Here is a 23,877-nt window from a genome sequence, read left to right as displayed (position 1 = left end):
GACGGGCACCCCCGCCCTCGCCCCGCTGCTTCGACCACTTCGCCGATCCCGATCGAGGAAACACATGACACCAGTACTGGAAGCCGTGCGGCTCGGTAAGCGGTACGGCCGCCACCAGGCGCTGACGGACTGCGACCTGAACATCCCGCAGGGGCGGGTGATCGGTCTGGTCGGTCCCAACGGCGCCGGCAAGTCGACACTGCTGAACATGGCCTGCGGGCTGAGCAGGCCCAGCTCGGGCACGATCCGCGTACTGGGCGCCGAGCCCGCCGCGAGTCCGGCCCATCTGGCGAAGGTCGGCTTCGTCGCCCAGGACACGCCCGTGTACGCCGAGCTGTCCGTCGCGGACCACCTGCGCATGGGGGCCCGGCTGAACCCGGCCTGGGACGGCCCGCTCGCGCAGCGGCGGATCGCCCGGACCGGACTGGACCCGAAGCAGAAGGCGGGCCGGCTCTCGGGGGGCCAGCGCGCCCAGCTCGCCCTGACCGTCGCGGCGGCCAAGCGGCCGGAACTGCTGATCTTCGACGAGCCCGCCGCCGCGCTCGACCCGCTGGCCCGTTCCGGTTTCCTGGACAACCTGATGGAGTCCGTCACCGATCTGGGGGCGAGCGCCATCCTCTCCTCGCACGCGCTGCCCGACGTGGAGCGGGTCTGCGACTACCTGGTCGTGCTGGCCGACTCGCGGGTCCAGCTGGCCGGCGACGTGTCGGAGCTGCTGGCGAGCCACCGCCGGATCACCGGCACCCGTCAGGACCTCGCGGCCCTGCCCCCCGGGGTGGAGGCCATACGCCTCGACCACACGCCGCGGGAGAGCACGGCGATCGTCCGCGCCGGCGGTCCGCCATCACCCGGCCCCTGGCGGGTGGAGGCCCTCGACCTGGAAGAGCTGGTCCTGGCCTACCTGACCCGGGCGGACCAGAACGCCGCCCGGACCGCCCCGGTGCACACGGAGGCCCACCGATGATCTGGCTGACCTGGCGTCAGTCCCGCGTGCAGGCGCTGGTGGGCCTCGGTGCGCTGGCGCTGCTCGCGATCTACCTGCTGGTGCTCGGCAACCAGATCCATGGCGCGTACGACGACACCCTCACCCACTGCGCGGGCCGGGACAGCTGTTCAAGCCAACTGGGCACGTTCGCCGACAAGTACATCTTGCAGGTCGACCTGTTCGGCTACCTGCTGCTGGCCGCCCCCGGCGCCATCGGCATCTTCTGGGGAGCCCCGCTGATCACCCGCGAGCTGGAGTCCGGTACCCACCGGCTCGTGTGGAACCAGAGCGTGACCCGCCGTCAGTGGCTGGCGGCCAAGCTCGGTCTCGGCACCCTGCTCGGCGTGGTCGTCGCCGGTCTGTTCAGCCTTGCGCTGACCTGGGCCTCCGGGCCGGTCGACGCCGTCCTGAACAACCGTTTCGAGCCGCTGCTGTTCAGCTCGCGAAACATCGCCCCGCTCGGCTACGCCGCCTTCGCCTTCGTGCTGGGTACGACCCTCGGGCTGTTCATCCGCCGCACCGTGCCGGCGATGAGTGTGACCCTGGTGGCTTTCGTGGTGCTCCAGATCGTCATGCCCACCGTGGTCCGGCCGCACTACGTCACCCCGGTCCGCACTTCCGTGCCGCTCACCGCCGAACTGGTCGGCAGACTGACGAAGATCGGCACCTACGGCGAGATCGGCGGGTTGCGCGTGCCGGGTGGGCCCTGGGTGGTGAAGACCAGCCCGATGCTCGACTCCACCGGCAGGGAGGTCGGCCACACCGAGTGGTTCCAGGACTGCATGGACAACCACTCGATGGCCGACCTGCCGGCCTGTCTGGCCAAGGGGAACATCCACGTCGACGTCTCCGAGCAGCCGGCCGGTCGCTACTGGACCTTTCAGAGGTACGAGACCGGAATCTTCGCGGTCCTGGCCGCGCTGGTCGCCGGTCTGTGCTTCTGGCGGATTCGCGGCCGGCTCACCTGACGGAGCGCCGGAGAGCCGGGCCGGGGCCGAGACCGAGGACAGAGCCGGGGCGCCCGGCCCCGGCCCCGGCCGTCAGGCCCCGCCCCGGCCGTCAGGCCCCGGCCCCGGCTTCCGCCGCCCTCGCGTCGCACCCCTGCGCCCGCAGCGCCCGAGCCAGATCGTCCCGCGCCTCCAGCACCAGCCGGCGCAGCGCCGGCGCCGCGTCCTCGTGGGCGGTCAGCCACGCGTCCGCGGCCGCCAGCGTCGAGGGGTCGTCCTGGAGCGACGGGAACAGGCCCTTCACCACGGCCATCCCGATCTGGATCGACCGCTCGGCCCACACCCGCTCGATCGCGTCGAAGTACTTGCCCGCGTACGGAGCCAGCAGCTCCCGCTGCGACGACTGCTCGAAGCCGGTGATCGTCGCCTCCACCAACGCGTTGGACAGCGCGTCCGACTCCACGACACCCGCCCAGGCCTGCGCCTTGACCGCGGCCGAGGGCCGCGAGGCCAGGCACCGCACCTGGTGCCGCTTCCCGGACGCCGTGTCGTCGCGGGCCAGTTCGGCGTCGAGCACCGACTCGTCGGCCACCCCGTGCGCGGCCAGCGACGACAGGAACGCCCACCGCAGCTCCTGGTCGACGTCCAGCCCGTCGATCCGCGCCGAACCGTCGAGCAGCCCGGACAGCAGCTGGAAGTCCGTGTCGGAGCCGGCGACCGACGCGAAGAACCGCGCCCACGCCAACTGGTGCTCGCTGCCCGGCTCGGCGACCCGCAGCTCCCGCAGCGCGCCCGCGGCCAGCGCCCGGCCGCCCTCCTCGCGCCACCCGGGCGCCACGTAGTGCACGAGCGCGGTCCGCGTCCAGATGTGCAGCATCTGCAGCACACCGATGTCGGACTCCCGGCCGGAGAAGGCCAGCACGAGCGAGACGAAGTCACGGGCCGGCATCAGCCCGTCCCGGGTCAGGTTCCACAGCGCGGACCAGCACAGCGCCCGCGCCAGGGGGTCGGTCACGTCACCGAGGTGCGCCCGCAGCGTGGCCAGGGACACCTCGTCGAAGCGGACCTTGCAGTAGGTGAGGTCGTCGTCGTTGACCAGGATCAGCTCGGGCCGCTCGGCCCCCGCCAGCTCCGCGACCACCGTGCGCGGCCCCGCCACATCCACCTCGGCGCGGGCGTACCGCACCAGGTCGCCGTCGGCGGCGCGCCGGTACAGGCCGACCGCGACCCGGTGCGGCCGCAGCTCCGGGTGGGACCCGGCCGCCTCCTGGAGGACCGCCAGCTCCGTGATCCGGTCGGCCGAGTCGTATGTCGCCACCGGGGTCAGCGAATTGACGCCCGCGGTCTCCAGCCACGACCGCGACCAGGCGGTCATGTCACGCCCGGACGTCTCGGCCAGGACCGACAGCAGATCGCCCAGCTGCGTGTTGCCGTAGGCGTGCTTCTTGAAGTAGCGCCGGGCGCCCTCCAGGAACGCGTCCCGCCCCACGTACGCCACCAGCTGCTTCAGCACCGAGGCGCCCTTGGCGTACGTGATGCCGTCGAAGTTGAGCTTGGCGTCCTCCAGGTCACGGATGTCGGCCGTGACCGGGTGCGTGGACGGCAGCTGGTCGGCGCGGTACGCCCAGGCCTTGCGGTTGTTGGCGAAGGTGATCCAGCCGTCCTCGAAACGGGTCGACTCCACCATGGCGAAGACGCCCATGAAGTCGGCGAACGACTCCTTCAGCCACAGGTCGTCCCACCACTGCATGGTGACGAGGTCGCCGAACCACATGTGCGCCATCTCGTGCAGGATGACGTTGGCCCGGCTCTCGTACGCCGCCTGCGTCACCTTGCCGCGGAAGATGTACTCCTCGCGGAACGTGACACAGCCCGGGTTCTCCATCGCGCCGAGGTTGTACTCCGGCACGAACGCCTGGTCGTACTTCCCGAACGGGTACGGGTAGTCGAAGTTGTCGTGGAAGAAGTCCAGGCCCTGCTTGGTGACGAGGAAGATGTCGTCCGCGTCGAAGTGCCGGGCGAGCCCCTTGCGGCACATCGCGCCGAGCGGGATCTCCAGCTCCGTACCGTCGTCGAACGTACGGCTGTAGGAGTCGGTGACGTAGTGGTAGGGACCGGCCACGATCGCCGTGATGTACGTGGAGATCGGCTTCGTCTCGGCGAACCGCCGGACCCCGCCCTCCCGCGACTCCTCGGCCCCGTTGCTCCAGACCGCCCAGCCCTCGGGTGCGGTCACCTCGAAGCGGAAGGGGGCCTTCAGGTCGGGCTGCTCGAAGTTCGTGAAGACCCGCCGCGCGTCGGCCGGCTCGTACTGCGTGTAGAGGTAGACCTCGCCGTCCTCCGGGTCGACGAACCGGTGCATGCCCTCGCCGGTCCGGCTGTACGCGCACTGCGCGTCGACCACCAGGACGTTCTCGCCCTCCGGCAGCCCCTCCAGCGCCACCCGCGTCCCGTCGAAGACGACGGCGGGGTCGAGCGGCCGGCCGTTCAGCGTCACCGCGTTCACGCTCGGCGCCACCAGATCCGCGAAGGTCGACGCCCCCGCCCGCGCGGTGCGGAACCGGACGGTCGTCACCGAGCGGAAGGTCCGCGGACCGGCGGCGGCCCCGTCGCCGTCCTCGTCGGCCCCGCCGATGGCGGAACGCAGATCGAGACCGACCTCGTAGCTGTCGACCGTCAGCAGCTCGGCCCGCGCACGGGCCTCGTCGCGGGACAGGTTCTCACCGGGCACGGGCACACTCCTTTGTGTCACGTTCGAATAGTTTGATCCTCCCATGCCGCCACTCGGCCCGGCATAGGGGAATGGCCGGTACGTCCGGAGGCGTTTTCGCGCACAGGTGCGAACGCCTTTACGAGGAGAGACATGTCTGACAACAGCACGGCGACCGGCAGGACACCTGCTGATTTCTGGTTCGACCCGCTCTGCCCCTGGGCGTGGATGACCTCCCGCTGGATGCTGGAGGTGGAGAAGGTCCGCGACGTCGAGGTCCGCTGGCATGTGATGAGCCTCGCCGTCCTCAACGAGGACAAGCTCGACGAGTTGCCGGAGGAGTACCGCGACCTGCTGGAGAACCAGGCGTGGGGCCCGGTCCGCGTCGTCGTCGCCGCCCAGCAGAAGCACGGTGACGATGTCGTCGGCCCCCTGTACACCGCGCTCGGCACGCGCTTCCACAACCAGGGCGAGGGCCCGACCCGCGAGGCGATCGTGGCCGCGCTCGGGGATGTCGGCCTGCCCGCCGAGCTGGTGGACTACATGGACTCCGACGCGTACGACGCCGAGCTGCGCGCCTCCCACAAGGAGGGCATCGACAAGGTCGGCCAGGACGTCGGCACCCCGGTCATCGCCGTCCCGGGCACGGACGGCGAGCAGATCGCCTTCTTCGGTCCGGTCGTCACCCCCGCCCCGAAGGGCGAGGAGGCGGCGAAGCTGTGGGACGGCACGCTGCTGGTGGCGTCGATCCCCGGCTTCTACGAGATCAAGCGGACCCGGACGCAGGGCCCGGTCTTCGACTGACCGCGATGTCCCGCTGACCGTGATCCTCTGCTGATCGCGATTCTCCGCCGGTCGCACACGGTGCGCTGCGGGGTCCGGCCGCCGTCCGGATCCCGCACCCCGCACCCCTCGCCCGCGCGTACGAGGCGTCCGGCTCCGGCAGCCGCAGCGCCACCCGCTCCGTTCCGTCAGAAGTTCGTCGGGCCCACGCGGTGCGGCATGCCGGAGAGGTCTGGCAGTCTCGGATGCGGCGAACCGCCGAAGGACGCGGGGAGACGGAAAGGGGATCGGGCGGAGATGAACGTACGACCGGCACGACGGTCCGAGGCCGGGGCGCTGACCGAGCTGGCCCTGGCGTCGAAGGCCCACTGGGGCTACGACGAGGCGTTCCTCGCCTCCTGCCGTGACGAACTCACCCTGCACCCGGCCGACATCGACCGCCGCCGCACGACGGTCGCCGAGGAGACCGGCCGCGTCCTGGGCTTCACCACCCTGGACGGCACCCCGCCCGAGGGCGCCCTCGGCATGATGTTCGTCGCCCCGGACTCCCTGGGCCGGGGCATCGGCCGGCTCCTCTTCGAGCACACCATGGCGCAGGCCCGCCTACTCGGCTTCGTACGCCTCACCATCGACGCCGACCCGAACGCGGAACCGTTCTACCTCGCGATGGGCGCGGTCCGGATCGGGGCGACTCCGTCGGGCTCGATCCCCGGCCGCGAGCTGCCGCTGCTGGAAGTCGGCCTCACCGCGCGCTGATTCCCTGCCGGTCCCCGGGCCGGGGCCATCAGGCGCTGCCGGGGCAGCCGTACCCGCGTCAGTCCGGCACGATGATCAGCTTGCCGCGTACGTGGCCGCCTTCGCTCTCCCGGTGGGCATCGGCCGCCTGGGAGAGCGAGTACGTCCGCGCCACCGACAGGGTGAGTGCGCCGTCCGCGACCAGCGCGGCTGCCCGCTCCAGACGCTCACGGACCGCACCGGCGCCGGCGAACACAAAGCGCACGCCGTGCTCCTCCGCCCGGTGGTCGGCGATGGTGACCACGCGCTCCGGCCCGCCGGTCACGTCGACGAGCGCCGGCAACGAGCCCTTTCCCGCGGTGTCGAATGCCGCGTCCGCGCCGTTCGGCGCGAGGGCGCGGATCCGCTCGGCGAGCCCCTCGCCGTAGGTCACCGGCTCGGCGCCGAGCGAACGCAGGTACGTGTGGTTGCGCTCGCTCGCCGTACCGATCACGGTCGCGCCGAGACGCCCGGCGAGCTGCACGGCCACGGACCCGACACCGCCGGCGGCTCCGTCCACGACCAGTGTCTCCCCGGCCTTCACCCCGAGGTCGTCGAGCGCCTGGTAGGCCGTGCCGACCGCCACCGGCAGCCCGGCCGCGACCTCCCAGGGCACGTTTTGGGGCCTTCGCGCGATCTGCGCCGCCGGGGCCAGTGCGAACTCGGCGTAGCCGCCGGAGCCGATCGAACCGAAGACCTCGTCACCCGCCGCGAAGCCGGTCACGTCCTCGCCGACGTCCACAACGACACCGGCGACGTCGCCGCCGGGCACCGCGGGGAACTCCACCGGCATCATCGCCGCGACGGCCCCGCTGCGCAGCTGCCAGTCCAGCGGATTCACCCCGGCAGCCCGGACCTCGACCAGCACCTGTCCGTGGCCCGGACGCGGCACCTCGCGCCGCACGACCTCCAGAACATCCGGTCCGCCGTACTCCGTGAACTGCACTGCGCGATACGTCTTTAACATGTTCTCCCTCTGCCCCTTTGCCCATTCAATGTGTACCGAGACTGATCGGGAGCGCTGAAGTCCCCTTAAGGCACACGCTCAAACTATCGAGTGACGGCACTGCCCGACGGCTCACGGGGCGCCCCGCCGTACTCCGCTCCCGCAGCCCGGCGCCCGGCCGCGGCCAGGCTCAGGGTGACCGCGAGGGAGGCCCCCGCCATCACGGACATCGCCGTCCCCGGCGAGGTCCACTGGGCGACCGCACCCGCGAGCGCGGCCGCGACGCCCTGCATGGTGAGCATGCCGGAGGAGTGCAGCCCGAGGGCCTGACCGGTGATCTCGTTCGGGGTCAGGGCCATCAGCCGCTCCTGGAGCAGCAGACTCGCGGAGAACCCGACCGAGGCGAGCGTGGCCAGAGCGATCGCGAGCGGCAGCGCCGGACGCGCGGCGAAGAGCAGATAAGGGGCGGCCAGGAGCAGCAGCATCGGCAGGGCCAGCCGCCCCCGCCACCGCTGTGCGACGAACCGGCCCGCCGCGGTGTCCCCGACGAGCATCCCCAGCGCGGCACAGGCGAAGAGCAGCCCGGCGTGCCCGGGGGCGTACGGGACGAACAGCGACTCGCAGCCGACGATCAGCCCGTTCGGCACCCAGAGGGCGAGATAGACCCGGCGGCGCGGACCCGAGGACCACAGAACGGCATTGGTCCGCCACGTCTCGGCGGCCGACGGCCGCCCGGTGGCGCGCGGCGGACGGCGGGCCAGACCGAACCGGGCGACGGCCGCACCGGTCAGATACAGGGCGGCCGCGACCAGCAGTGTGCCGCGCGCGGACAGCGTGGCCACCAGGAGACCACCGAGCCCGAACCCGCCGATCTGCATCAGACCGACGCACATGTTCAGTACGGAACGCCCCAGCAGATAGCCGTCCTCGGGCAGGACCTCATGGAGCAGGCCGTACCGCACACCACCGCCCACCGCGGCGACCACGCCCTCGATCAGGACGATCGCGAAGACGGCCGGCAGCGGGAGCCCGGGAACGGCGAGGACGGCGGTGGCCAGCCCGAAGGCGAGCGCCATACCGGTCATCGCGGCCCGTGGCGGCAGCCGGTCCGCCGCCGACATCAGCACGGTCGCCCCGATCACCTGGGCCAGCGAGGAGCCGAACATGGACAGGGCGGCGAGCAGCGGCGAATCGGTCGCGGCGTAGACGAGGGTGCCGAGGGCCAGCCCGCTCATCGTCGACCCCGCGACCTGTACGGCACTGGTCGCGAAGAGCGGTCCGAACTGCGGCGCTCGGAAGAGTTCCCGGTAGGTGCGCATGCGGGGAGTCTCAGCGGGTGCGTGCGGCGGCCGTTACTGTTTCGCGCGGAGGCGAAACATCATGGGCCTGTGGCAGATCAACGCGGACACGCTCGCGGGGAGCCGCTTCGTCGTCTCGCCGCTCGCCGAGACCATCTCCGCCCTGAACTCCCTGGAGAGGGAACGGCCCGAGCACCCCGGCGAACGGGCCTGGCTCGACACCCATCTGCCTGCCCACCGGGCGCGGCGGGCCACCGACCCGGTCGCCGCCCGACTCGTACCGGCGGCGCTCGGCGGCAGCTGGAACGCGGACTTCATCACCCCCACACCGACGGGCGAGGGCACACCGTCCTTCGAGGAGGAGCTGGCACCCGTCAGGGCGACCTCGCCCGAACGCGCCCGAGCGGATCTGGAGGTCGCCCTCGGCGGTCCCCTCCCGGCGCTCCTGGACCGCGACGACCTGGCACAGCGCGCCGCCGACGTGCTGGAGTGGGTCTGGCACCGGACCGTACTGCCGGACTGGCCGCGCCGCCGCCGGATCATCGAGGCGGACATCGTCGCGCGGACCGGACAGCTGAGCGAGGGCGGCTGGGCAACCGCCCTGAGCGGCCTGCGCCCGGGAATGCGGTGGCTCGGCGGGAGCCGGCTCCAGATCAACGCGCACGACTACCCGCCGAAGCAACTGTCCGGTGTGCGGCTGCTGTTCGTGCCGGTCACCCAGCGCACCGGCTGGGTCTCCTGGGACGACGACGCCGGGCGGTACGCGGTCGTCTACCCGTGCTCGGGCGCCCTGGCCGACGCGGGACGGGTGCGGGTGCCCGACAGCCTGGGACGCCTGCTCGGTCCCGCTCGGGCGGCCGTCCTCGTCCTTCTCTCCAGCCCGAAGAGCACCACCCAGCTGGTGGCCCTGACCGGCCAGGGGCTGGGGTCGGTCGGCCGCCACCTCAAGGTGCTGCTGGACGCCGGCCTGGCGGGCCGCCGAAGGGCCGGGCGGTCGGTGCTGTACTTCCGTACGGACGTCGGAGACGTGCTGGTGGGCGCCCAGGGGGAGGGGGAGGGGGAGAGACCGAGGGCATGAGCCACTCGACGAGTGCGTCGAGGCCGCCCGTACCGCCGACGGCGGCCGAGCGGTCCGCGACAGCGAGAACCGTGACGGCGGGCTTCCGTTCTACGCCCCCCAGGGGCGGGCCGTGTTCATCGACGGGGTGAAGGCCGGGGCCTTCACGGGCTGAGCCACTCCACGACCTCGACCACGTCGCCGACGGTCACCACGCCCTCGCAGACCACCGCGTTCTTCGCGCCGAAGCTCACCTTGTTCTTGTACTCCGGCTCGCGCCGGTACGTCGCGAGGGTCCGGACCGGTTCCGGGCCCCGGCGGCGGCCGGTGCGCTGGTCGATGAGCGGGACGTTGCAGCGCATCGCCCGTACCGAGTGGGCCAGTTCCACCGTGCCGAGGAGCATCCGGCGTACCCGGTCCTCGAAGTGCGGTTCGTCGTTGCCGGTCAGGACGATGTTGGCGCGGAAGCGGTCCATCGGCACCGGCTCGGCGTCGCCCCTGGCGGTGATGCGGGCGTTGAGGCCGTCCAGGGAGGCCGTCGAGGTGACCAGCACCGCGTGTGCGTCGGCGAAGTTGACCTTGCCGGGGGTGTCGCCCCAGCCGTCCCGGTCGAAGCCGGGGGCCACCCGCACCAGGCGGGACTTCGCGCCGAGCGCGTCGGAGAACCATTCCGCGACCTCGTCACCCTGGTCGGCGGCCACGCCGAGCGGGCGGTCGAACATGCTGACCTCGCGGCGCGGGCCGTCCCGGTCGACCTTCAGGCGGAGTGGCTCGACGCCCTCGCCGGACAGTGCCAACACCGCCCCGGCGTCCAGGACTTCGACCCCGATCGCGGCCATCGAAGGATGGGTGCGCTGGCTGCGGAAGGTGCCGTCCGCCGCGTCCACGACCATGAACGTCCGGTCGTGTTCGAGGCCGGTCCCGAGGACCTGCGCGGAATCGACCGTGGTGCCGGCGCAGCCCTTGACCGGGTAGTACGCCAGTTCTCGAACGGTGATCGTCACGATGTCCCCTCCCGGGCCGCCGCCTCGAGGTCGTCGACGCTGCCGGACATGATGGTGCGGATGTGTCGGGTGAGGTGCTCGATGGGCCAGTCCCACCAGGCCACCGCCAGGAGCCGGGCGATGGTCTCGTCGTCGTACCGGGTGCGGATCAGCTTGGCCGGGTTGCCGCCGACGATGCCGTAGTCGGGTACGTCACCGGTGACGACGGCGCCGGAGCCGATGATCGCGCCGTGCCCGATCCGTACGCCCGGCATCACCAGGGAGCCGTAGCCGAACCAGACGTCGTTGCCGACGACCGTGTCGCCCCGGCCCGGCAGCCCGGTCAGCAGGTCGAAGTGCTCGGCCCAGGAGCCGCCCATGGTGGGGAACGGGAAGGTGGACGGGCCGTCCATCCGGTGGTTCGCACCGTTCATGAGGAACCGCACCCCGGTCCCCAGTGCGCAGAACTTCCCGATGACGAGCTTCTCGGGGCCGTAGTGGTACAGCACGTTGCGGGCCTCGAACGCCGTCGCGTCGTCGGGGTCGTCGTAGTACGAGTAGTCGCCGACCTCGATCAGCTCGGACTTCACCAGGGGCTTCAGCTGCACGACCCGGGGCTGGCCCGGCATCGGGTGGAGAGCGCTGGGGTCGGCGGGAACGACGTTCATGGTGCCCATCATCGCATTCACGCGGATGAGGTAAGTTCCTTTTGGGAACTCAAATCGTTTCGAGAGAGGAACACGCCGTGACACTGGTGCAGTGGACCGAGGTCGACGACTACTTCAACGGCCTGCTGGTCGGTTCGGACGAAGCTCTGGACGCGGCCGTCGAGGCCAGCGACGAGGCCGGGCTCCCGGCGATCCAGGTCGCCGCCAACCAGGGCAAGCTGCTGCATCTGCTGGCGAGGCTCCAGGGGGCGCGCACCGTGCTGGAGATCGGCACACTGGGGGGCTACAGCACCATCTGGCTGGCCCGTGCGCTGCCCGAGGGCGGCAGGCTCGTGACGCTCGAATCCGATCCGCAGTGCGCCGAGGTCGCTCGCGGGAACATCGAGCGTGCCGGCCTGGCGGATGTCGTCGAGATCCGGGTCGGCGGGGCCCTCGACACGCTGCCGGAGCTCGCGGAGGCGGGGTACGGGCCGTTCGACGTCGTGTTCATCGACGCCGACAAGCCGAGCAACCCGGACTACCTGGCCTGGTCGCTGAAACTGACTCGGCCGGGCAGCCTGATCATCGCGGACAACGTGGTGCGGGACGGCGAGGTGGTCGACGGCACCAGTGACGACCCGAGGGTGCAGGGCGTGCGCCGCTTCACCGAACTCGTCGCGGCCGACCCGAGGCTGAGCGCGACCGCACTCCAGACCGTCGGGAGCAAGGGCTATGACGGGCTGTTGATGGCGCTCGTCACCGGTTGACATCTGCTGACTTCGGCCGGGATGCCTGTGGGAGTGGTGCCGAGCGGGCCAACTCGTGCACCGGGGCGGCCGGGCGGGGTGTCGGCCGGGCGGGGGAGTGCCTCTCCCTGTTCGTGCAACGTGACGGTGGGGGCCTCATCTGTCACGTCCGGCGAAGGGCCCCTCACTCCACCTGCCCGCTGCCCTCCTCCGGACCGGGCAGGCGCCATGCGTGGGGGAAGAGGACCCTTCCGTGATCCGGATCGGCTCGTCCGGATCATCGCTCTGCTCCACTTCGGTGATCTCGTGCCGGAAGGGGTCGAAGACGGCGCCGTCGAACGGGCTCATGCCCAGGGCGGTGAACAACTCCAGGTATTCGGCGGAGGAAACCACCGGGCCGGCTGCGAGCGCCTGGTGGAGTACATGTGGCAGGCCGTCCCCGCCCCGTCCCGGGTGCCCGACCGGGCGCCCGTGGCACTGGTCATCGGCTCCTCTCACCGGCGTCCGTCCGCTCGACCTCGACGACGAAGGGCGGGTGCGCCTGGACGCCTGGGAACTCGCCCCCACCGTCCAGGCGGCCGTCACCGAGCGGTGGAACGCCGCCACGACGGAGAACATCACCGAACTCGCCGACCTCGACTGGTTCCACGCCGAAGTGCGGCGCCTGTACGGGTTCGCCGTGCCCGGCATCGACTACGCCGCTCCGGTCGAGACCGACATCCCCTGGCCGGATACGGTCACCCCCTGAAGCGGTCCGGTCCAGGCGGCCGGTGGAAATCCCTTCGACGGGACGCGTGGATCCGGTCATGATCAGAAGTATGACTTTGCGTGTGATTGATCCGGTTCGTATCGGTACAGAACAGCTTCCGGGAGGGCGGCGGCTGGGCTGGGCCGAGTGGGGGCCGGTGGACGGTGTGCCGGTGCTGCTGTCGCCGGGAGCGGCCACCAGCAGGCACCTCGGCTTCGGCGGTGACGTGGCGGACGGTCTCGGGGTGCGGGTGATCTCGTTCGACCGTCCGGGACTGGGTGCCTCCTCGCCCCGGCCCGGCCGCACCTTCGGGGATTTCGCCGACGACATCCGCGCGTTCGCCGCCCTGCGCGGCCTGGAGCGGCCCCTGATGGTCGGCAACTCGCAGGGCGCGCCCTTCGCTCTCGGATGCGCGGCTGCCGGAGTGGTCGGCGCGCTCGCGGTGGTCTCCGGTGCGGACGAGATCGCCGCGCCGTGTTTCGGCGACGCGCTGCCGGGCGAACTGCGGCGCCTCGTCGACCTGGCCGTGTCCGACCCGGCCGCCGCCGAGAAGGTCTTCGCCGGGTTCACTCCGCAGGCGATGTGGGACATGGTCATGTCCGGCAGCCCGGAGTGCGACCTGGCCGTCTATCAGCAGCCCGCGTTCGCGGCCGCCTACCGGCGCGCGCTCGACGAAGCCTTCGCGCAGGGGGCCGGCGGCTATGCCCGGGACACCGTCCTGGTCATGGGCCGCTGGGGGATCGAACTGTCGGACATCGACGTACCGGTGGACCTCTGGTACGGGGAGAAGGACACCGGTCACTCGCCCGACCAGGGGGCCGTTCTGGCCTCGCGGATCCCGGGAGCGGTCCGGCACCTGGTGCCGGACGCGGGCGGAGCGGTGCTCTGGACGCATGCCGAGCAGGTGCTGAGCACGCTGCTGAAGCACGCCCCCAGCACCTGACCCCCGTGCGCGACATGACAGAAGGACCCTCACCTGTCACGTCCAGGTGAGGGTCCCCCCTTCATCCGCCTGCCCGGTGAAGGTTGAGAAGACGATCACGAGGCAGGGCGTTCATGCGCCTCCCCGTCAGGGGGCGAGCAGCAGTACGTCGGCGCGCTCCTTGGCGGCCGCGTAACGCTTCGCCACGTCCTGCCAGTTGACGACGCGCCACATGGCCTCGATGAAGTCGACCTTCTGGTTCTTGTACTGGAGGTAGAAGGCGTGCTCCCAGGCGTCGAAGACCAGGATCGGGACGGAGCCCTGGCCGACATTGCCCTGGTGGTCGTAGACCTGCTCGACGATCAGCTTTCCGCTGACCGGCTCGTACGCCAGGACGCCCCAGCCGGAGCCCTGCGTGGTGGCCGAAGCCTTCGTCAGCTGGGACTTGAAGCCGGCGAACGAGCCGAACGACTCCGTGATCGCGTCCGCGAGGTCACCGACACCGTCCGCCGCGAGGGGCTCGCCGCCGCCGTCGCCGGTCATGTTGTGCCAGTAGATCGAGTGCAGGATGTGGCCGGAGAGGTGGAACGCGAGGTTCTTCTGGAGCCCGTTGATCGCTCCCCAGGCATCCTTGTCGCGCGCCTCCTCCAACTGCTCCAGGGTGTCGTTCGCACCCTTCACATAGGCGGCGTGGTGCTTGTCGTGGTGGAGCTCGATGATCTGCGGATTGATGACCGGTTCGAGCGCCGCGTAGTCGTACGGGAGTTCCGGAAGCGTGTACGTGGCCATGTGGTCGAACCCTCCAGCTGCTGTCCTGTTGTTATTGCAACCTATATGCAAGAGCAGGCTAACAGCAGGAGGAGCTCAGAAGTGATCAGCCCTTCGGACTAGGACCTGCCTCCCCTCCCCACCCCAAGGGCCGGTTCCTTCGCCCTCACGGGCCTGCTGGTATCGCAGCGCCGAGGCTCGTCGGACTCCGGTTGCGTCCTGGCTGCGTGCACCGCAAGCTGCCCCTATGAACCGCAGGGAGGCCGGTGTGCTGCCCATCCTGGTGACGGGCGCAGCGGGCAGCGTCGGCGCCGTCGGACGATCCGTTGTCGAGGGCCTTCGGCGACGGGACCTGCCTGTCCGGGCCATGGTGCGTCGCGACGACGAGCGGGCGCAGGCGCTGCGCGCAACCGGCGCCGAGGTCGTCGTCGGAGACCTGACGCGCGCAGGCGACGTCGCCGGCGCCCTGGCCGGCTGCGCACGCATGTACTTCGGCATGGGCGTGTCGGCGCAGTATCTGGAGGCTGCCGTGACGGCGGCGGTTGCCGCGCGTGCGCACGGGCGCCTGGAAGCGTTCGTGAACATGTCGCAGCTGACCGTCTCCGAGATGGACCTCACCAGCACCTCCGAGTCCGTGCAGCAGCAGGAGCAGTGGCTGGTGGAGCAGGTCCTCGACTGGTCGGGCCTGCCCGTCGTCCAGATCAGGCCCACCGTGTTCATGGAAAACCCGCTGTTCCGTGCCGGCTTCTCCTCGATCGCGGAGTACGGAACCATCAGGCTGCCCTTCGGCCGGGCGAAGACCTCCCCCGTGGCAGCCGGCGACGTCGCCGCGGTCGTGGAAGAGATCCTGGCCGACCCGGCCCCGCACCTCGGCAGAACCTATGAGCTGACCGGCCCGCGCTCGGAGGGCATCGCCGCCATGGCGGCGGAGGTCTCCGCAGTCCTGGGCCGACCGGTCGGGTACACCGACGTCCCCCTGCGGGAATGGATCGACGACGACCTCAGGCCACTGGGGCTGCCCGACCACGTCTTCCAGCACATCGCCACCATGGCCCGCCTTCACGCGGAGAACCGGTACGACCGCGAGGCGGAAGGGGTCCAGCAGGTCACCGGGCGGCCTCCCTCAGGGGTGGCCGACTACGTCCGTGACAACCTCGGCCTCTTCACCCCCTGAAGCGCCTGCCTCACGGACAGTGCTGCTCCCGGCGGGAAGGCTGTTTCGCCGAGGGAGCGAGGGGTGTACGCGAGGCGCTGACCGCCGGCAGTCCGGTCGGCCGCCCGAGGCACAGGCTGAGGAGTTCATCGGCCGCTGGGAGTAGGCCCCGCGCCTCATCCGCGCTTCACGTCTGCTGGCTAGGGTCTGCACTCATGCAGACCACGAAGACGGTTCCTCGTCGGACATCGGAGCGCAGGCGCGACACGCTGGAACGGCTCGTCGCGGAGCGGGATGTCTGGGTGTCGACAGCCCACCCCGATCACGGGCCGCACCAGGTGCCGCTGTGGTTCCTGTGGGACGGGCGAGCGGTATGGATGTGCACCGGTGCGACTTCCGTGACTGCGCGGAACGTCCGCACGGAGCCGCGCGTGCGGCTGGCGCTGCCGGACACCTTCGATGTGGTGCTTCTCCAGGGTGAGGCGGAGTGCTTCCCCGACCAGGAGGTGCCCGATGACGCGGCGGAGGCGTTCGCCGGCAAGTTCGGGTGGGACCCGCGCACGGAGGAGGGCCCCTTTCTGTATGTGCGCGTGGTGCCGAAGACGGTGCGCGCTTGGCGCGGCGAGCCGGAACTGCGCGGCAGAGTCATCATGCGGGACGGGACGTGGCTGGGGCAGCGGCCGTCCGGTTCTCCGCCCGGGCCACCGGAGCACTGAGGGAGCGCCATGGTGGCCGACCGGAGCGCGCGGTGGTCGACTGCGGTGCCCAGCCGCACGTGCTCGCGGGCCCGTCTCCGACCGGCCCCACGGCCGGGGCCCGTCCCCGCGCGGGGAACGTGTCGTCACGCGCGGGCCCGCGTAAGGGCCTCGGCGAGCCGGGTCAGATGGTCCCCGTACGCCTTCGCGTAGAACTCCGAACGTCCCGGGTCCGGTTCGACCACCTTCGTCGGGGCCGTCCACGCGGCCGTGTCCAGTTCCGCGCCGAACCGCTGTGCCGCCGCGAGCACCGCGCCCCGCGCACCGACCTCGCCCTCCACGATCCGGACCGGGCGGCCCAGCACATCGGCGAACAGCCGCGTCCACGCGCGGGAGCGGGTGCCGCCGCCGCACAGGGCGAGGGTGCCGGTGAGGCCCGCGGCCTCCAGGCAGTGGCGGGCGGCGAAACAGATGCCCTCGCAGACCGCGCGGATCAGATCCGCCGGGGTGGTCTCCAGCGACACACCGGTGAGCTCCGCGCGCAGCCGCGGCTCGACGAACGGGGCGCGTTCGCCGGACGGAGCGAAATAGGGCAGCACCTGGACACCGTTCGCGCCGGGCGGGGTGGCGGCGAGGAGCGCGTCGACCTCAGTGTGGCGTACGCCGGTGGTGGCGAGCACCCAGTCGAGAGCCGCGGTGCCGACCATCGCGGGCATGGCGCGCAGCCAGTGGCCGGGGCGGTCGGTGGAGATGTGCAGACCCGCCGGTTCGCCGTCCAGATCGAGCTGTTCCGTGGCCACCAGCGCCGCCAGGCAGGTGCCGACGATCAGCAGGCCGTCACCGGGACGTGCGACACCCGCGCCGAGGGCGCAGGCCGGCAGATCGTACGGGCCGTTGGAGATCGGTACTCCGGAGGGGAGCGTGGCCGTGGCGACGGGGTCGCTGACGGGGGCGAGGAGCGCGGTCCGGTGGCCGAGGCCGAGCGCGGCCACGACATCGGAGGAGTAGGTACGCGTCATCGGGTCCAGAAACGGCATCGACGCGTCGGAGACATCCGTGGCCCGGACCCCGGTCAGCCGCTGGAACACCATGTCCTTGCAGTACAGGGCGGTCGTCGCCGCGTCGAGCGAGGCCGGGTCGTGACGGTCGAGCCAGGCGAGCACCGGACCCGGACAGCCCGGGAACATCGCGCTGCCGGTGCGGCGGTAGACGGCCTCGAAGACGCCGGACTCCAGCCAGGTGTCGACCAGTTCATGGGCCCGGCCGTCCATCCAGGAGATCGCCGTGCGGACGGGGCGGCCCTCCGCGTCCACCAGCCAGACGCCGTCGCCCTGACCGGTGAGACCGGCGAACGCGACCCCGTGCGGGCCCAGCGCGGCCAGGACCTCGCGGACCGCCCCGTACACCTCGTCCATGTCCTGTTCGACGTAACCGCCGCGGATCGTGAGCCCCACCGGGCGGGATTCGACGGCCAGCGCGCGGCCCCGCGGGTCGAAGGCCGCGGCCTTCACCACCGACGTGCCGACATCGATGCCGATGTATCGCGTCATGGGTCCGGCTCCCTTCACAGGGCGTGGGCGAGCGGCTCGCCCCGCACGTAGCGCGCCACCTCGGCCGCCGCGATCCGGGCCGCCTTCTGCGCGACGGCCCGGCTGGCGCCCGCCACATGCGGGGTCATCAGCAGATGCGGGGTCCGGAAGAGCCGCGACGCGGGCGGGGGCGGCTCCTGCTCGTAGGTGTCGAGCGCCGCGGCCCGCAACTGCCCCGAGTCCAGGGCGTCGCACAGCGCGTCCGTGTCCAGCAGCCCGCCCCGGGCCGCGTTCACCAGGACCGCGCCGCGCGGCAGGAGGGCCAGTTCGCGGGCGCCGACGAGATGCCGGGTCTCCGGGGTGAGCCTGGCGTGCAGGGTGAGGACGCGGGAGCGGTCCAGGAGCGCCTCCAGCGAGGCGGCACGCAGGCCGTGGACGTCGCCGCGCACATACGGGTCGTACACCTCGACCCGGGCGCCGAACGCGGTGAGGACCCGGGCCACCCGGCTGCCGACCGCCCCGTAGCCGATCAGGCCGACGGGGGTGTCCTCCAGTTCCAGGCCGCAGTTCTCGTACGTGTAGTGGGAGGCGTCCCAGCGGCCGTCCGTGGCGAGCGAGCGGTGGGCCTCGGGGATGCGGCGCAGCGCGCAGAGCATCAGCCCCACGGTGAACTCCGCGGTTGCCGCCGCGTTGCGTCCGGGCGCGAAGCACACCCGCACCCCCCGGGCCCGTGCGGCAGCCGCGTTCACATTGACCGGGCCGCCCCGGCAGACCACGATCAGCCGCAGATCGGGCGCGGCGGCCAGGACCCGTTCCGTGAACGGTCCCATCTGCGTCACGCACACCTCGACCCCGTCCAGGGCGCGGATCAGCGTGTCCTCGGCGTCGCTCGCCTCGTCGACCTCGGCGACCCGTCCGAAGGGCTCCAGGGGCCAGCGGAGGGTGAGTTCGGCGATATGGGGCTCCGGGCCGAGGGCGTGGTGCAGGGCCTCGGCGACGAGGGAGTTGCGGACGAAATGGTCACCGGCGATCAGAATCCTCGTCGCGGGGCGGACCGTAGCGGGGCCGACAGTCGCGGGGCTGACCGTTGTGGGGCCGACAGTCGCGGGGCTGACCGGCGCGGGGCGGACCGTCGTGGGGCTGATCGTTGTGGGGCGGGTCATCGCAGAGCGTCTCCTGTCCGGGCGTCGAAGACATGGATGTGCCGGGGATCGGCGGTGATGCGTACGGTGTCGTCCCGGTCGAGCCGTATCTCCGGACCGGTCACGACGACCAGCGGCCGCGCCACCCCGTCGAGCGAGAGCGTGGCGATGCCGGACTCCAGCAGGGGTTCATGGGCGGCGACCCGGGCCGGCACGCCCGTGTCGTCCATGTGCGGATCCTCCATGTGCAGATCCTCCGGGCGGATGCCGAGGACCACCGCGCGACCCGCCGCCGGGCTGTGCGGTACCGCGAAACGCACCCCGTCGGAGAGCCGCACCCCGCCCGCCCCGTCGGCCGTCCCCGGGAGCAGATTGATCGCCGGTTCGCCGACGAAGTCGGCGACGAACAGATTCACCGGGGCGTCGTAGATCTGCTCCGGGGTGCCGAGCTGCTGGATCTCGCCGTCCCGCATCACCGCGATCCGGTCGGCGAGCGACAGCGCCTCCTCCTGGTCGTGCGTGACGAGGATCGCGGTGTGGCCGCTGTCTCGCTGGATGCGTTTCAACTCGCGTCGGGTGGTGTCCCGTTGGGCGGCGTCCAGATGGGACAGCGGTTCGTCGAGGAGCAGTACGTCGGGGCTGCGGATCAGGGCGCGGGCCAGGGCGACGCGCTGCTTCTGGCCGCTGGAGAGTCCGGCGGGGCGGGCGTCCAGGAGGTCCGTGATCCCGATGCGCTCGGCCAGGTCGAAGACCCGGCGGCGGATCTCCGCCCGCCCGTACCGGCGGCGGGCGGCGAGTCCGAAACCGAGGTTCTCCGCGACGGTCAGCGGCGGGTACAGCGCGTAGTTCTCGAACGCCACCCCGATGTTGCGCCGCCGGGCCGGGAGCCCCACCACCGACGAGCCGCCGATGAGGATGTCGCCGCCGGTGACCGTCTCCAGCCCGGCGATCATCCGCAGGGTGGTGGACTTGCCGCAGCCGGACGGACCGAGCAGCCCCAGCAGCTCGCCGGAACGCAGCTCGATGTCGAGGGAGCGGACGGCCTCGACGGCGGCCCGGCCCCGTCCGCCGTAGGTCTTGCGCAGCGCGCGCAGGGCCAGTTCAGTCATCCGTCATCGCCGTCTCCCGTTCATCCGTCGTCCCCGCCCGCCGTACCGGACTCCCGGCCGGTGCCGCAGACCTCGTAGGGCACCTTGTGCTCGTCGAGTTCGCGCAGTGCCCGGTCGGACGCCCCGTCGTCGACCAGCAGCAGATCGAAGCGGGAGAGCGGGGCGAGCCGGTGCAGGGCGACCCGGCCCAGCTTGGAGTGGTCGAGCAGCAGCACGTTGCGGCTCGCCGAGTCGAGCATCGCCCGCTTCACGGAGACGATGTGCTGCTCCTGGTGGTAGGCGAATCCGCCGGACACGGCGGAGGTGGAGGTGAAGCAGATGTCGACCTGGAGCGATTGCACCGCCTCCACGCACGAGACGCCGAGGAAGGAGGAGTGCAGCGGGTCGAAGTCGCCGCCGAGGCCCATCAGATGGATGCCGCGCTCCTGCGACAGCAGGTTGATCGCCTCCAGGAAGTTGGTGACGACGGTCAGCGGGGTGATGGAACGCAGCCTGCGCGCTATCTCCAGCGTGGACGTCGAATCGTCGAGCATCACCGCCATGCCGGGCTCTATGAGCCTCAGGGCCCGGTCCGCGACGGCGGCCTTCTCGGCGCGCATCGTCTTCAGCCGGTAGGAGACGTTCGACTCGAAGACACCGGACGGCTGGGCGGTGACGCCGCCGCGGAACTTGCGGACGACGCCCTGCCGTTCCAGCTCGTCCAGATCGCGGTGGATCGTCATCAGGCTGACGTCGAAACGCTCCGCCAGCTCGGCGGCGCTCACCTCGCCCTGCGCGAGGACGTACTCGGCTATGGATGCCTGGCGCGGGGCGGGGCCCCGCTGCGGAACGTTGCTCACGTGCTGATCCTTCGTCCTGGACGTGCCGGCCGGTCGGCCTCGAACAGCAGCAGACTCTCAGGCGGTACGCAGAGCCGCACGGGACGGTCGGGGCTCAGGCCCGCCGCGTCGGCGCGCGGGACGACGAGGGACAGCTGCTGTCCGCCGATCCGGACGGTGACTTCGGTGGCCCGGCCCAGCAGCTCGGTGACGTGGACGGTGCCGGTCAGTGCCAGGGCGGAGCGCCCACCGGTGCCGGCCGGCACCGGGCCGGGGCCGCTGCCCGCACCGGCCGGTTCGCTGCCCGAGCCGGCCGGGTCCGCGCCCGAACCGCTGCCAGCACCGGCCGGGTCCGCGCCCCAACCGCTGCCCGCACCGGCCGGGTCGGCGCCCGGCATGTTGCCGTCACCGGCCGGACCCGGCAGGTCCGGGAGGCCCCTGCCGGGGTCCTGGAGTCCGATGTCCCGCGGCCGTAGGCCCAGCTGGACCGCCGTACCCGGCGGTGCGGGCACCGTCAGCGGCAGCTCGTACGCCCCGTCGGGCGACCGGAAGCGCCCCTCGGACGTCACCGTCCCGGGCAGCAGATTGATGCGCGGCCGGCCGAAGGACCGGGCGACGAACGTGTCGTACGGGCGGTGCCACAGCTCCTCGCGGGTGCCGGTCTGCACCATGCGGCCGTCCCTGATCACCCCGATCCGGTCCCCGAGCGCCAACGCCTCCACCGAGTCGTGGGTCACGTACAGCGTGGTCGTGCGCCGGACCGAGCCGATCGCCTTCAGCTCCGCGCGCATCGCCTGCCGCAGCTTCGCGTCGAGGTGCGACAGCGGCTCGTCGAGCAGGAACGCGCGGGCCGGCCGCACCAGCACCCGGCCGAGCGCCACCCGCTGCCGCTGGCCATTGGAGAGCCGGCCCACCGGGCGGTCCAACAGGGCCCCGATCCCGAGGAGTTCGGCGACCTCCCCGATCCGCTCGCGCGCCTCGTGCGCGGGCAGGCGGTGGCGCGGCGAGCGGAGCGGGGAAGCGAGATTGTCGTACGCGGTGCGGTGCGGATACAGGGCGTACGACTCGAAGCACATGGCCACACCCCGGTCGTACGGCTCCACGCCCGCCATGTCCGCCCCGCCCAGCTCGACGGCCCCGGCGTCCGGCGCCTCCAGGCCCGCGATCGTCTTGAGCGTGGTCGTCTTCCCGGCTCCGGACGGTCCGAGCAGGCAGAAGAACTCCCCCTCGGCCACCTCCAGGTCCAGCCCGTCGAGCGCGGTGTTCCTCCCGTACCGCTTGTGCACGCCGCGCAGCGCGATGGCCGCCGGGCCGGTCACGACTTCACCGCCCCGAACGACAGGCCGCGCACCAGATACCGCTGGATGGTGAGTGCCAGCAGCAGCGGCGGGACCACCGAGACCAGGGCCGCGGCGGCCGTCAGGTTGTACTTGGGCCGGTCGCCGCCGAGGAAGGACAGCGCGCCCACCGTCACCGTCTGCGCGTGGGAGGAGGTCAGGATCAGCGGGAAGACGAAGTTGTTCCACGCGAAGATGAACGCCAGCAGCGAGACGGCCGCGATCCCCGGCTTCACCAGCGGCAGGGCGACCTTGAAGAACGCCTGCTTGCGGGTGTAGCCGTCCAGCAGCGCCGCCTGCTCCAGCTCGGGGGAGAGATCGGAGAAGTACGACCGCATGATCCAGACGATCAGCGGGAGGGTCACCAGTTGCAGCACCCACACCATGCCGACGTACGTGTCGAAGAGACCGAGCTTCTGATAGAGCACGAACAGCGGGACGATGACGGTGAGTTCGGGGGCGAAGCGGAACGAGAGCAGGGTGAACATCAGGTTCTCCGAGCCGCGGAACCGCCACCGCGCGGCGGCGTACGCGGCCGGCAGCCCGACCACCAGCGACAGCGCGACCGCGCCCAGCGACACGACCAGGCTGTTCACGAAGAACCGCACGAACGGCACGCCCTGGTCGCCCCCGGCGCCCAGGACCGTGCGGTAGGAGTCGAGGGTCGGGGTGAACGAGAAGTACGTACTGAACAGCTCGTTCGCCGGCTTCAGCGACAGGACCACCATCCAGGCGACCGGGAACAGCGCGAAGACGAAGTAGAGGATCAGCGCCAGATCGGCGGCGACGGCGAGCACCCTGCGCTTCGGCGCCCTCATCCCGGCACCTCCGCCGCCCGGTTCTGGACCCGGCCCAGATAGCGCACCAGCACCATCGTGACCAGGTACACCACAGCCCACAGCACCACCATGTAGCTGATCCCGAACGAGTAGCGCTGGAAGCGGATCGCCTCCAGATAGGCCCTGATCTGAAGCACCATCGTCGAGTCGCCGGGGCCGCCCTCGGTCAGCGCGTAGATGATGTCGAACACCTTCAGCGAGTCCATGAACCGGAAGATCACGGCGACCAGGACGTACGGCCACAGCATCGGCAGGGTGAGGCGCCGGAAGGTGAACCACCAGCCCGCCCCGTCGACCGCCGCCGCCTCGAACGGCGAGGCGGGCAGCGAGCGCAGGCCGGCCAGTGCGAGGATCGCGACGAACGGCGTGTAGATCCACACGTCCACCGCGATCGACGACAGCAGGGCGCCCGTCGGCGTGTCCGTCCACTGCACGCCGCCGAGGCCGAACGGTTCCAGGAGATGGTTGACGACGCCGACCGACGGCTGGAGCATCAGCTTCCACATGATCGCGGCGATCACCGGCGCGATCATCAACGGCAGGATCAGGATCTTCTCCAGCACCCGCCCGACGAAGCTCGCCCGGTGCAGCAGCAGGGCCACGGTCACCCCGAGCACCGTCTCGACGGCGGCCGCGCCGAGCGCGTAGGCCACCGTCACCCGCGCCGAGTCCCAGAACGCGGGCTGGGTGAAGATCCGCCGGTAGTTGTCGACGCCCACCATGTCCGGCCGCGGTGTGCTCGCCGCGAAGTCGAACACCGTGTAGTAGAGGCCGAGTCCGAACGGGTGGAGGATGCCGCCGGTCAGCAGCAGCGCGGGGACGATCAGCAGGTACGGCCGCAGCGAGCGGCGCCACGCCGGTACCGCCCGCTTCCCGGCCCCCGCGCCGGAGGCCGCCGCCCCGCGGCCGGTCTCCGGCACGGGCGCCACGCGTCCGGACAC

22 protein-coding genes and 2 pseudogenes are annotated in these 23,877 nt (G+C 71.5%); 11 read left to right on the top strand and 13 right to left on the bottom strand.

The window, feature by feature from the left end; genetic code table 11:
- Positions 1 to 64 precede the first annotated feature (64 nt).
- On the top strand, positions 65 to 964 hold the full coding sequence (locus ACIOMQ_RS13995; protein WP_401264159.1) for an ABC transporter ATP-binding protein: 900 nt from the start codon (positions 65 to 67) through the stop codon (positions 962 to 964).
- Positions 961 to 1,953, top strand: a complete 993-nt coding sequence (locus ACIOMQ_RS13990) for an ABC transporter permease subunit (protein WP_402189032.1) — start codon at positions 961 to 963, stop codon at positions 1,951 to 1,953. Before ACIOMQ_RS13995 ends, ACIOMQ_RS13990 begins: the two co-directional genes overlap by 4 nt.
- A 91-nt stretch (positions 1,954 to 2,044) precedes the next feature.
- Here the strand turns inward: ACIOMQ_RS13990 and pepN are convergent, their stop codons facing one another.
- Positions 2,045 to 4,663, bottom strand: coding sequence for an aminopeptidase N (gene pepN, locus ACIOMQ_RS13985; protein ID WP_402189030.1), 2,619 nt, complete (start codon positions 4,661 to 4,663; stop codon positions 2,045 to 2,047).
- A 132-nt stretch (positions 4,664 to 4,795) separates the two neighbouring features.
- Here pepN and ACIOMQ_RS13980 point away from each other — a divergent pair, with 132 nt between their 5' ends.
- Together ACIOMQ_RS13980 and ACIOMQ_RS13975 are read left to right on the top strand one after the other, a co-directional pair.
- Positions 4,796 to 5,446, top strand: coding sequence for a DsbA family protein (locus tag ACIOMQ_RS13980; protein WP_362193820.1), 651 nt, complete (start codon positions 4,796 to 4,798; stop codon positions 5,444 to 5,446).
- Between the two features lie 276 nt (positions 5,447 to 5,722).
- The gene (locus tag ACIOMQ_RS13975) at positions 5,723 to 6,181 is read left to right on the top strand and encodes a GNAT family N-acetyltransferase (protein WP_362193823.1); all 459 of its coding nucleotides are present in this window, start codon (positions 5,723 to 5,725) and stop codon (positions 6,179 to 6,181) included.
- Positions 6,182 to 6,239: 58 nt separating this feature from the next.
- Here the strand turns inward: ACIOMQ_RS13975 and ACIOMQ_RS13970 are convergent, their stop codons facing one another.
- Together ACIOMQ_RS13970 and ACIOMQ_RS13965 are read right to left on the bottom strand one after the other, a co-directional pair.
- Complete coding sequence (locus ACIOMQ_RS13970) at positions 6,240 to 7,166, bottom strand: NADP-dependent oxidoreductase (RefSeq protein ID WP_402189027.1); 927 nt, start codon at positions 7,164 to 7,166, stop codon at positions 6,240 to 6,242.
- Between the two features lie 83 nt (positions 7,167 to 7,249).
- On the bottom strand, positions 7,250 to 8,464 hold the full coding sequence (locus ACIOMQ_RS13965) for an MFS transporter (RefSeq protein WP_401937886.1): 1,215 nt from the start codon (positions 8,462 to 8,464) through the stop codon (positions 7,250 to 7,252).
- Positions 8,465 to 8,525: 61 nt separating this feature from the next.
- On the opposite strand from ACIOMQ_RS13965, the gene ACIOMQ_RS13960 reads away from it, so the two are divergent.
- A complete protein-coding gene (locus tag ACIOMQ_RS13960; RefSeq protein WP_401753137.1) occupies positions 8,526 to 9,521 on the top strand; it encodes an ArsR/SmtB family transcription factor in 996 nt (331 codons plus the stop codon).
- A gap of 19 nt (positions 9,522 to 9,540) precedes the next feature.
- Positions 9,541 to 9,675: pseudogene (locus ACIOMQ_RS13955) on the top strand (DUF397 domain-containing protein); the annotation flags it as partial.
- Here the strand turns inward: ACIOMQ_RS13955 and ACIOMQ_RS13950 are convergent.
- Positions 9,665 to 10,504 (bottom strand): MOSC domain-containing protein, encoded by an 840-nt coding sequence (locus ACIOMQ_RS13950; protein ID WP_401753139.1) that lies wholly within the window; start codon positions 10,502 to 10,504, stop codon positions 9,665 to 9,667. The pseudogene ACIOMQ_RS13955 and the gene ACIOMQ_RS13950 overlap by 11 nt on opposite strands.
- Positions 10,501 to 11,151, bottom strand: a complete 651-nt coding sequence (locus tag ACIOMQ_RS13945; protein WP_389796262.1) for a CatB-related O-acetyltransferase — start codon at positions 11,149 to 11,151, stop codon at positions 10,501 to 10,503. Before ACIOMQ_RS13945 ends, ACIOMQ_RS13950 begins: the two co-directional genes overlap by 4 nt.
- Before the next feature lie 77 nt (positions 11,152 to 11,228).
- Between ACIOMQ_RS13945 and ACIOMQ_RS13940 the strand changes: the two genes are divergently transcribed.
- The 3 genes and pseudogenes from ACIOMQ_RS13940 (at position 11,229) to ACIOMQ_RS13930 (ending at position 13,567) form a co-directional block, all read left to right on the top strand.
- Positions 11,229 to 11,897: an O-methyltransferase gene (locus ACIOMQ_RS13940; protein WP_362193841.1), complete on the top strand. Its 669-nt coding sequence runs from the start codon at positions 11,229 to 11,231 to the stop codon at positions 11,895 to 11,897.
- A gap of 472 nt (positions 11,898 to 12,369) precedes the next feature.
- Positions 12,370 to 12,624 (top strand): annotated as a pseudogene (locus ACIOMQ_RS13935) (enoyl-[acyl-carrier-protein] reductase FabV); the annotation flags it as partial.
- 70 nt (positions 12,625 to 12,694) lie between these two features.
- Positions 12,695 to 13,567: an alpha/beta fold hydrolase gene (locus ACIOMQ_RS13930; protein ID WP_402189025.1), complete on the top strand. Its 873-nt coding sequence runs from the start codon at positions 12,695 to 12,697 to the stop codon at positions 13,565 to 13,567.
- A gap of 126 nt (positions 13,568 to 13,693) precedes the next feature.
- Here ACIOMQ_RS13930 and ACIOMQ_RS13925 read toward each other — a convergent pair whose 3' ends face one another.
- Complete coding sequence (locus ACIOMQ_RS13925; RefSeq protein WP_362193847.1) at positions 13,694 to 14,335, bottom strand: superoxide dismutase; 642 nt, start codon at positions 14,333 to 14,335, stop codon at positions 13,694 to 13,696.
- Positions 14,336 to 14,561: 226 nt separating this feature from the next.
- Here ACIOMQ_RS13925 and ACIOMQ_RS13920 point away from each other — a divergent pair, with 226 nt between their 5' ends.
- Together ACIOMQ_RS13920 and ACIOMQ_RS13915 are read left to right on the top strand one after the other, a co-directional pair.
- Positions 14,562 to 15,488 carry an NAD(P)H-binding protein gene (locus ACIOMQ_RS13920; RefSeq protein ID WP_362193850.1) on the top strand — a complete coding sequence of 309 codons (927 nt, stop codon included), beginning with the start codon at positions 14,562 to 14,564 and terminating at the stop codon, positions 15,486 to 15,488.
- Between the two features lie 194 nt (positions 15,489 to 15,682).
- Positions 15,683 to 16,183 (top strand): pyridoxamine 5'-phosphate oxidase family protein, encoded by a 501-nt coding sequence (locus tag ACIOMQ_RS13915; RefSeq protein WP_401264146.1) that lies wholly within the window; start codon positions 15,683 to 15,685, stop codon positions 16,181 to 16,183.
- Positions 16,184 to 16,308: 125 nt separating this feature from the next.
- Here ACIOMQ_RS13915 and ACIOMQ_RS13910 read toward each other — a convergent pair whose 3' ends face one another.
- Genes ACIOMQ_RS13910 through ACIOMQ_RS13880 form a run of 7 tightly spaced genes read right to left on the bottom strand, consistent with a single transcriptional unit; the run spans position 16,309 to position 23,877 of the window.
- Complete coding sequence (locus ACIOMQ_RS13910; RefSeq protein ID WP_401986345.1) at positions 16,309 to 17,712, bottom strand: FGGY family carbohydrate kinase; 1,404 nt, start codon at positions 17,710 to 17,712, stop codon at positions 16,309 to 16,311.
- A 14-nt stretch (positions 17,713 to 17,726) separates the two neighbouring features.
- Complete coding sequence (locus tag ACIOMQ_RS13905) at positions 17,727 to 18,854, bottom strand: NAD(P)-dependent oxidoreductase (RefSeq protein ID WP_362193859.1); 1,128 nt, start codon at positions 18,852 to 18,854, stop codon at positions 17,727 to 17,729.
- Complete coding sequence (locus ACIOMQ_RS13900; protein WP_401753147.1) at positions 18,851 to 19,942, bottom strand: ABC transporter ATP-binding protein; 1,092 nt, start codon at positions 19,940 to 19,942, stop codon at positions 18,851 to 18,853. The genes ACIOMQ_RS13905 and ACIOMQ_RS13900 overlap by 4 nt, the downstream gene beginning before the upstream one ends.
- 20 nt (positions 19,943 to 19,962) lie before the next feature.
- A complete protein-coding gene (locus tag ACIOMQ_RS13895; RefSeq protein ID WP_362193865.1) occupies positions 19,963 to 20,781 on the bottom strand; it encodes a DeoR/GlpR family DNA-binding transcription regulator in 819 nt (272 codons plus the stop codon).
- Complete coding sequence (locus ACIOMQ_RS13890; protein ID WP_402189022.1) at positions 20,778 to 22,079, bottom strand: ATP-binding cassette domain-containing protein; 1,302 nt, start codon at positions 22,077 to 22,079, stop codon at positions 20,778 to 20,780. Before ACIOMQ_RS13890 ends, ACIOMQ_RS13895 begins: the two co-directional genes overlap by 4 nt.
- On the bottom strand, positions 22,076 to 22,915 hold the full coding sequence (locus tag ACIOMQ_RS13885) for a carbohydrate ABC transporter permease (protein WP_362193871.1): 840 nt from the start codon (positions 22,913 to 22,915) through the stop codon (positions 22,076 to 22,078). The genes ACIOMQ_RS13890 and ACIOMQ_RS13885 overlap by 4 nt, the downstream gene beginning before the upstream one ends.
- Positions 22,912 to 23,877 carry a carbohydrate ABC transporter permease gene (locus ACIOMQ_RS13880; protein WP_402189020.1) on the bottom strand — a complete coding sequence of 322 codons (966 nt, stop codon included), beginning with the start codon at positions 23,875 to 23,877 and terminating at the stop codon, positions 22,912 to 22,914. Before ACIOMQ_RS13880 ends, ACIOMQ_RS13885 begins: the two co-directional genes overlap by 4 nt.

The sequence above is a fragment of the Streptomyces sp. NPDC087845 genome (assembly GCF_044742755.1).
Lineage (GTDB): Bacteria > Actinomycetota > Actinomycetes > Streptomycetales > Streptomycetaceae > Streptomyces.
Note: the sequence above shows the minus strand (reverse complement) of the source record. Positions and strands in the feature narration are given on the sequence as shown.

What these genes read in the sequence shown, in the direction of transcription:
- ACIOMQ_RS13970 (WP_402189027.1), bottom strand. Translation starts at nt 7,166, where the DNA reads ATGTTAAAGACGTATCGCGCAGTGCAGTTCACGGAGTACGGCGGACCG.
- ACIOMQ_RS13995 (WP_401264159.1), top strand. Translation starts at nt 65, where the DNA reads ATGACACCAGTACTGGAAGCCGTGCGGCTCGGTAAGCGGTACGGCCGC.
- ACIOMQ_RS13990 (WP_402189032.1), top strand. Translation starts at nt 961, where the DNA reads ATGATCTGGCTGACCTGGCGTCAGTCCCGCGTGCAGGCGCTGGTGGGC.
- ACIOMQ_RS13930 (WP_402189025.1), top strand. Translation starts at nt 12,695, where the DNA reads ATGACTTTGCGTGTGATTGATCCGGTTCGTATCGGTACAGAACAGCTT.
- ACIOMQ_RS13885 (WP_362193871.1), bottom strand. Translation starts at nt 22,915, where the DNA reads ATGAGGGCGCCGAAGCGCAGGGTGCTCGCCGTCGCCGCCGATCTGGCG.
- ACIOMQ_RS13975 (WP_362193823.1), top strand. Translation starts at nt 5,723, where the DNA reads ATGAACGTACGACCGGCACGACGGTCCGAGGCCGGGGCGCTGACCGAG.
- ACIOMQ_RS13915 (WP_401264146.1), top strand. Translation starts at nt 15,683, where the DNA reads ATGCAGACCACGAAGACGGTTCCTCGTCGGACATCGGAGCGCAGGCGC.
- ACIOMQ_RS13960 (WP_401753137.1), top strand. Translation starts at nt 8,526, where the DNA reads ATGGGCCTGTGGCAGATCAACGCGGACACGCTCGCGGGGAGCCGCTTC.
- ACIOMQ_RS13965 (WP_401937886.1), bottom strand. Translation starts at nt 8,464, where the DNA reads ATGCGCACCTACCGGGAACTCTTCCGAGCGCCGCAGTTCGGACCGCTC.
- ACIOMQ_RS13910 (WP_401986345.1), bottom strand. Translation starts at nt 17,712, where the DNA reads ATGACGCGATACATCGGCATCGATGTCGGCACGTCGGTGGTGAAGGCC.
- ACIOMQ_RS13905 (WP_362193859.1), bottom strand. Translation starts at nt 18,854, where the DNA reads ATGACCCGCCCCACAACGATCAGCCCCACGACGGTCCGCCCCGCGCCG.
- ACIOMQ_RS13945 (WP_389796262.1), bottom strand. Translation starts at nt 11,151, where the DNA reads ATGAACGTCGTTCCCGCCGACCCCAGCGCTCTCCACCCGATGCCGGGC.
- ACIOMQ_RS13900 (WP_401753147.1), bottom strand. Translation starts at nt 19,942, where the DNA reads ATGACTGAACTGGCCCTGCGCGCGCTGCGCAAGACCTACGGCGGACGG.
- ACIOMQ_RS13980 (WP_362193820.1), top strand. Translation starts at nt 4,796, where the DNA reads ATGTCTGACAACAGCACGGCGACCGGCAGGACACCTGCTGATTTCTGG.
- ACIOMQ_RS13925 (WP_362193847.1), bottom strand. Translation starts at nt 14,335, where the DNA reads ATGGCCACGTACACGCTTCCGGAACTCCCGTACGACTACGCGGCGCTC.
- ACIOMQ_RS13920 (WP_362193850.1), top strand. Translation starts at nt 14,562, where the DNA reads ATGAACCGCAGGGAGGCCGGTGTGCTGCCCATCCTGGTGACGGGCGCA.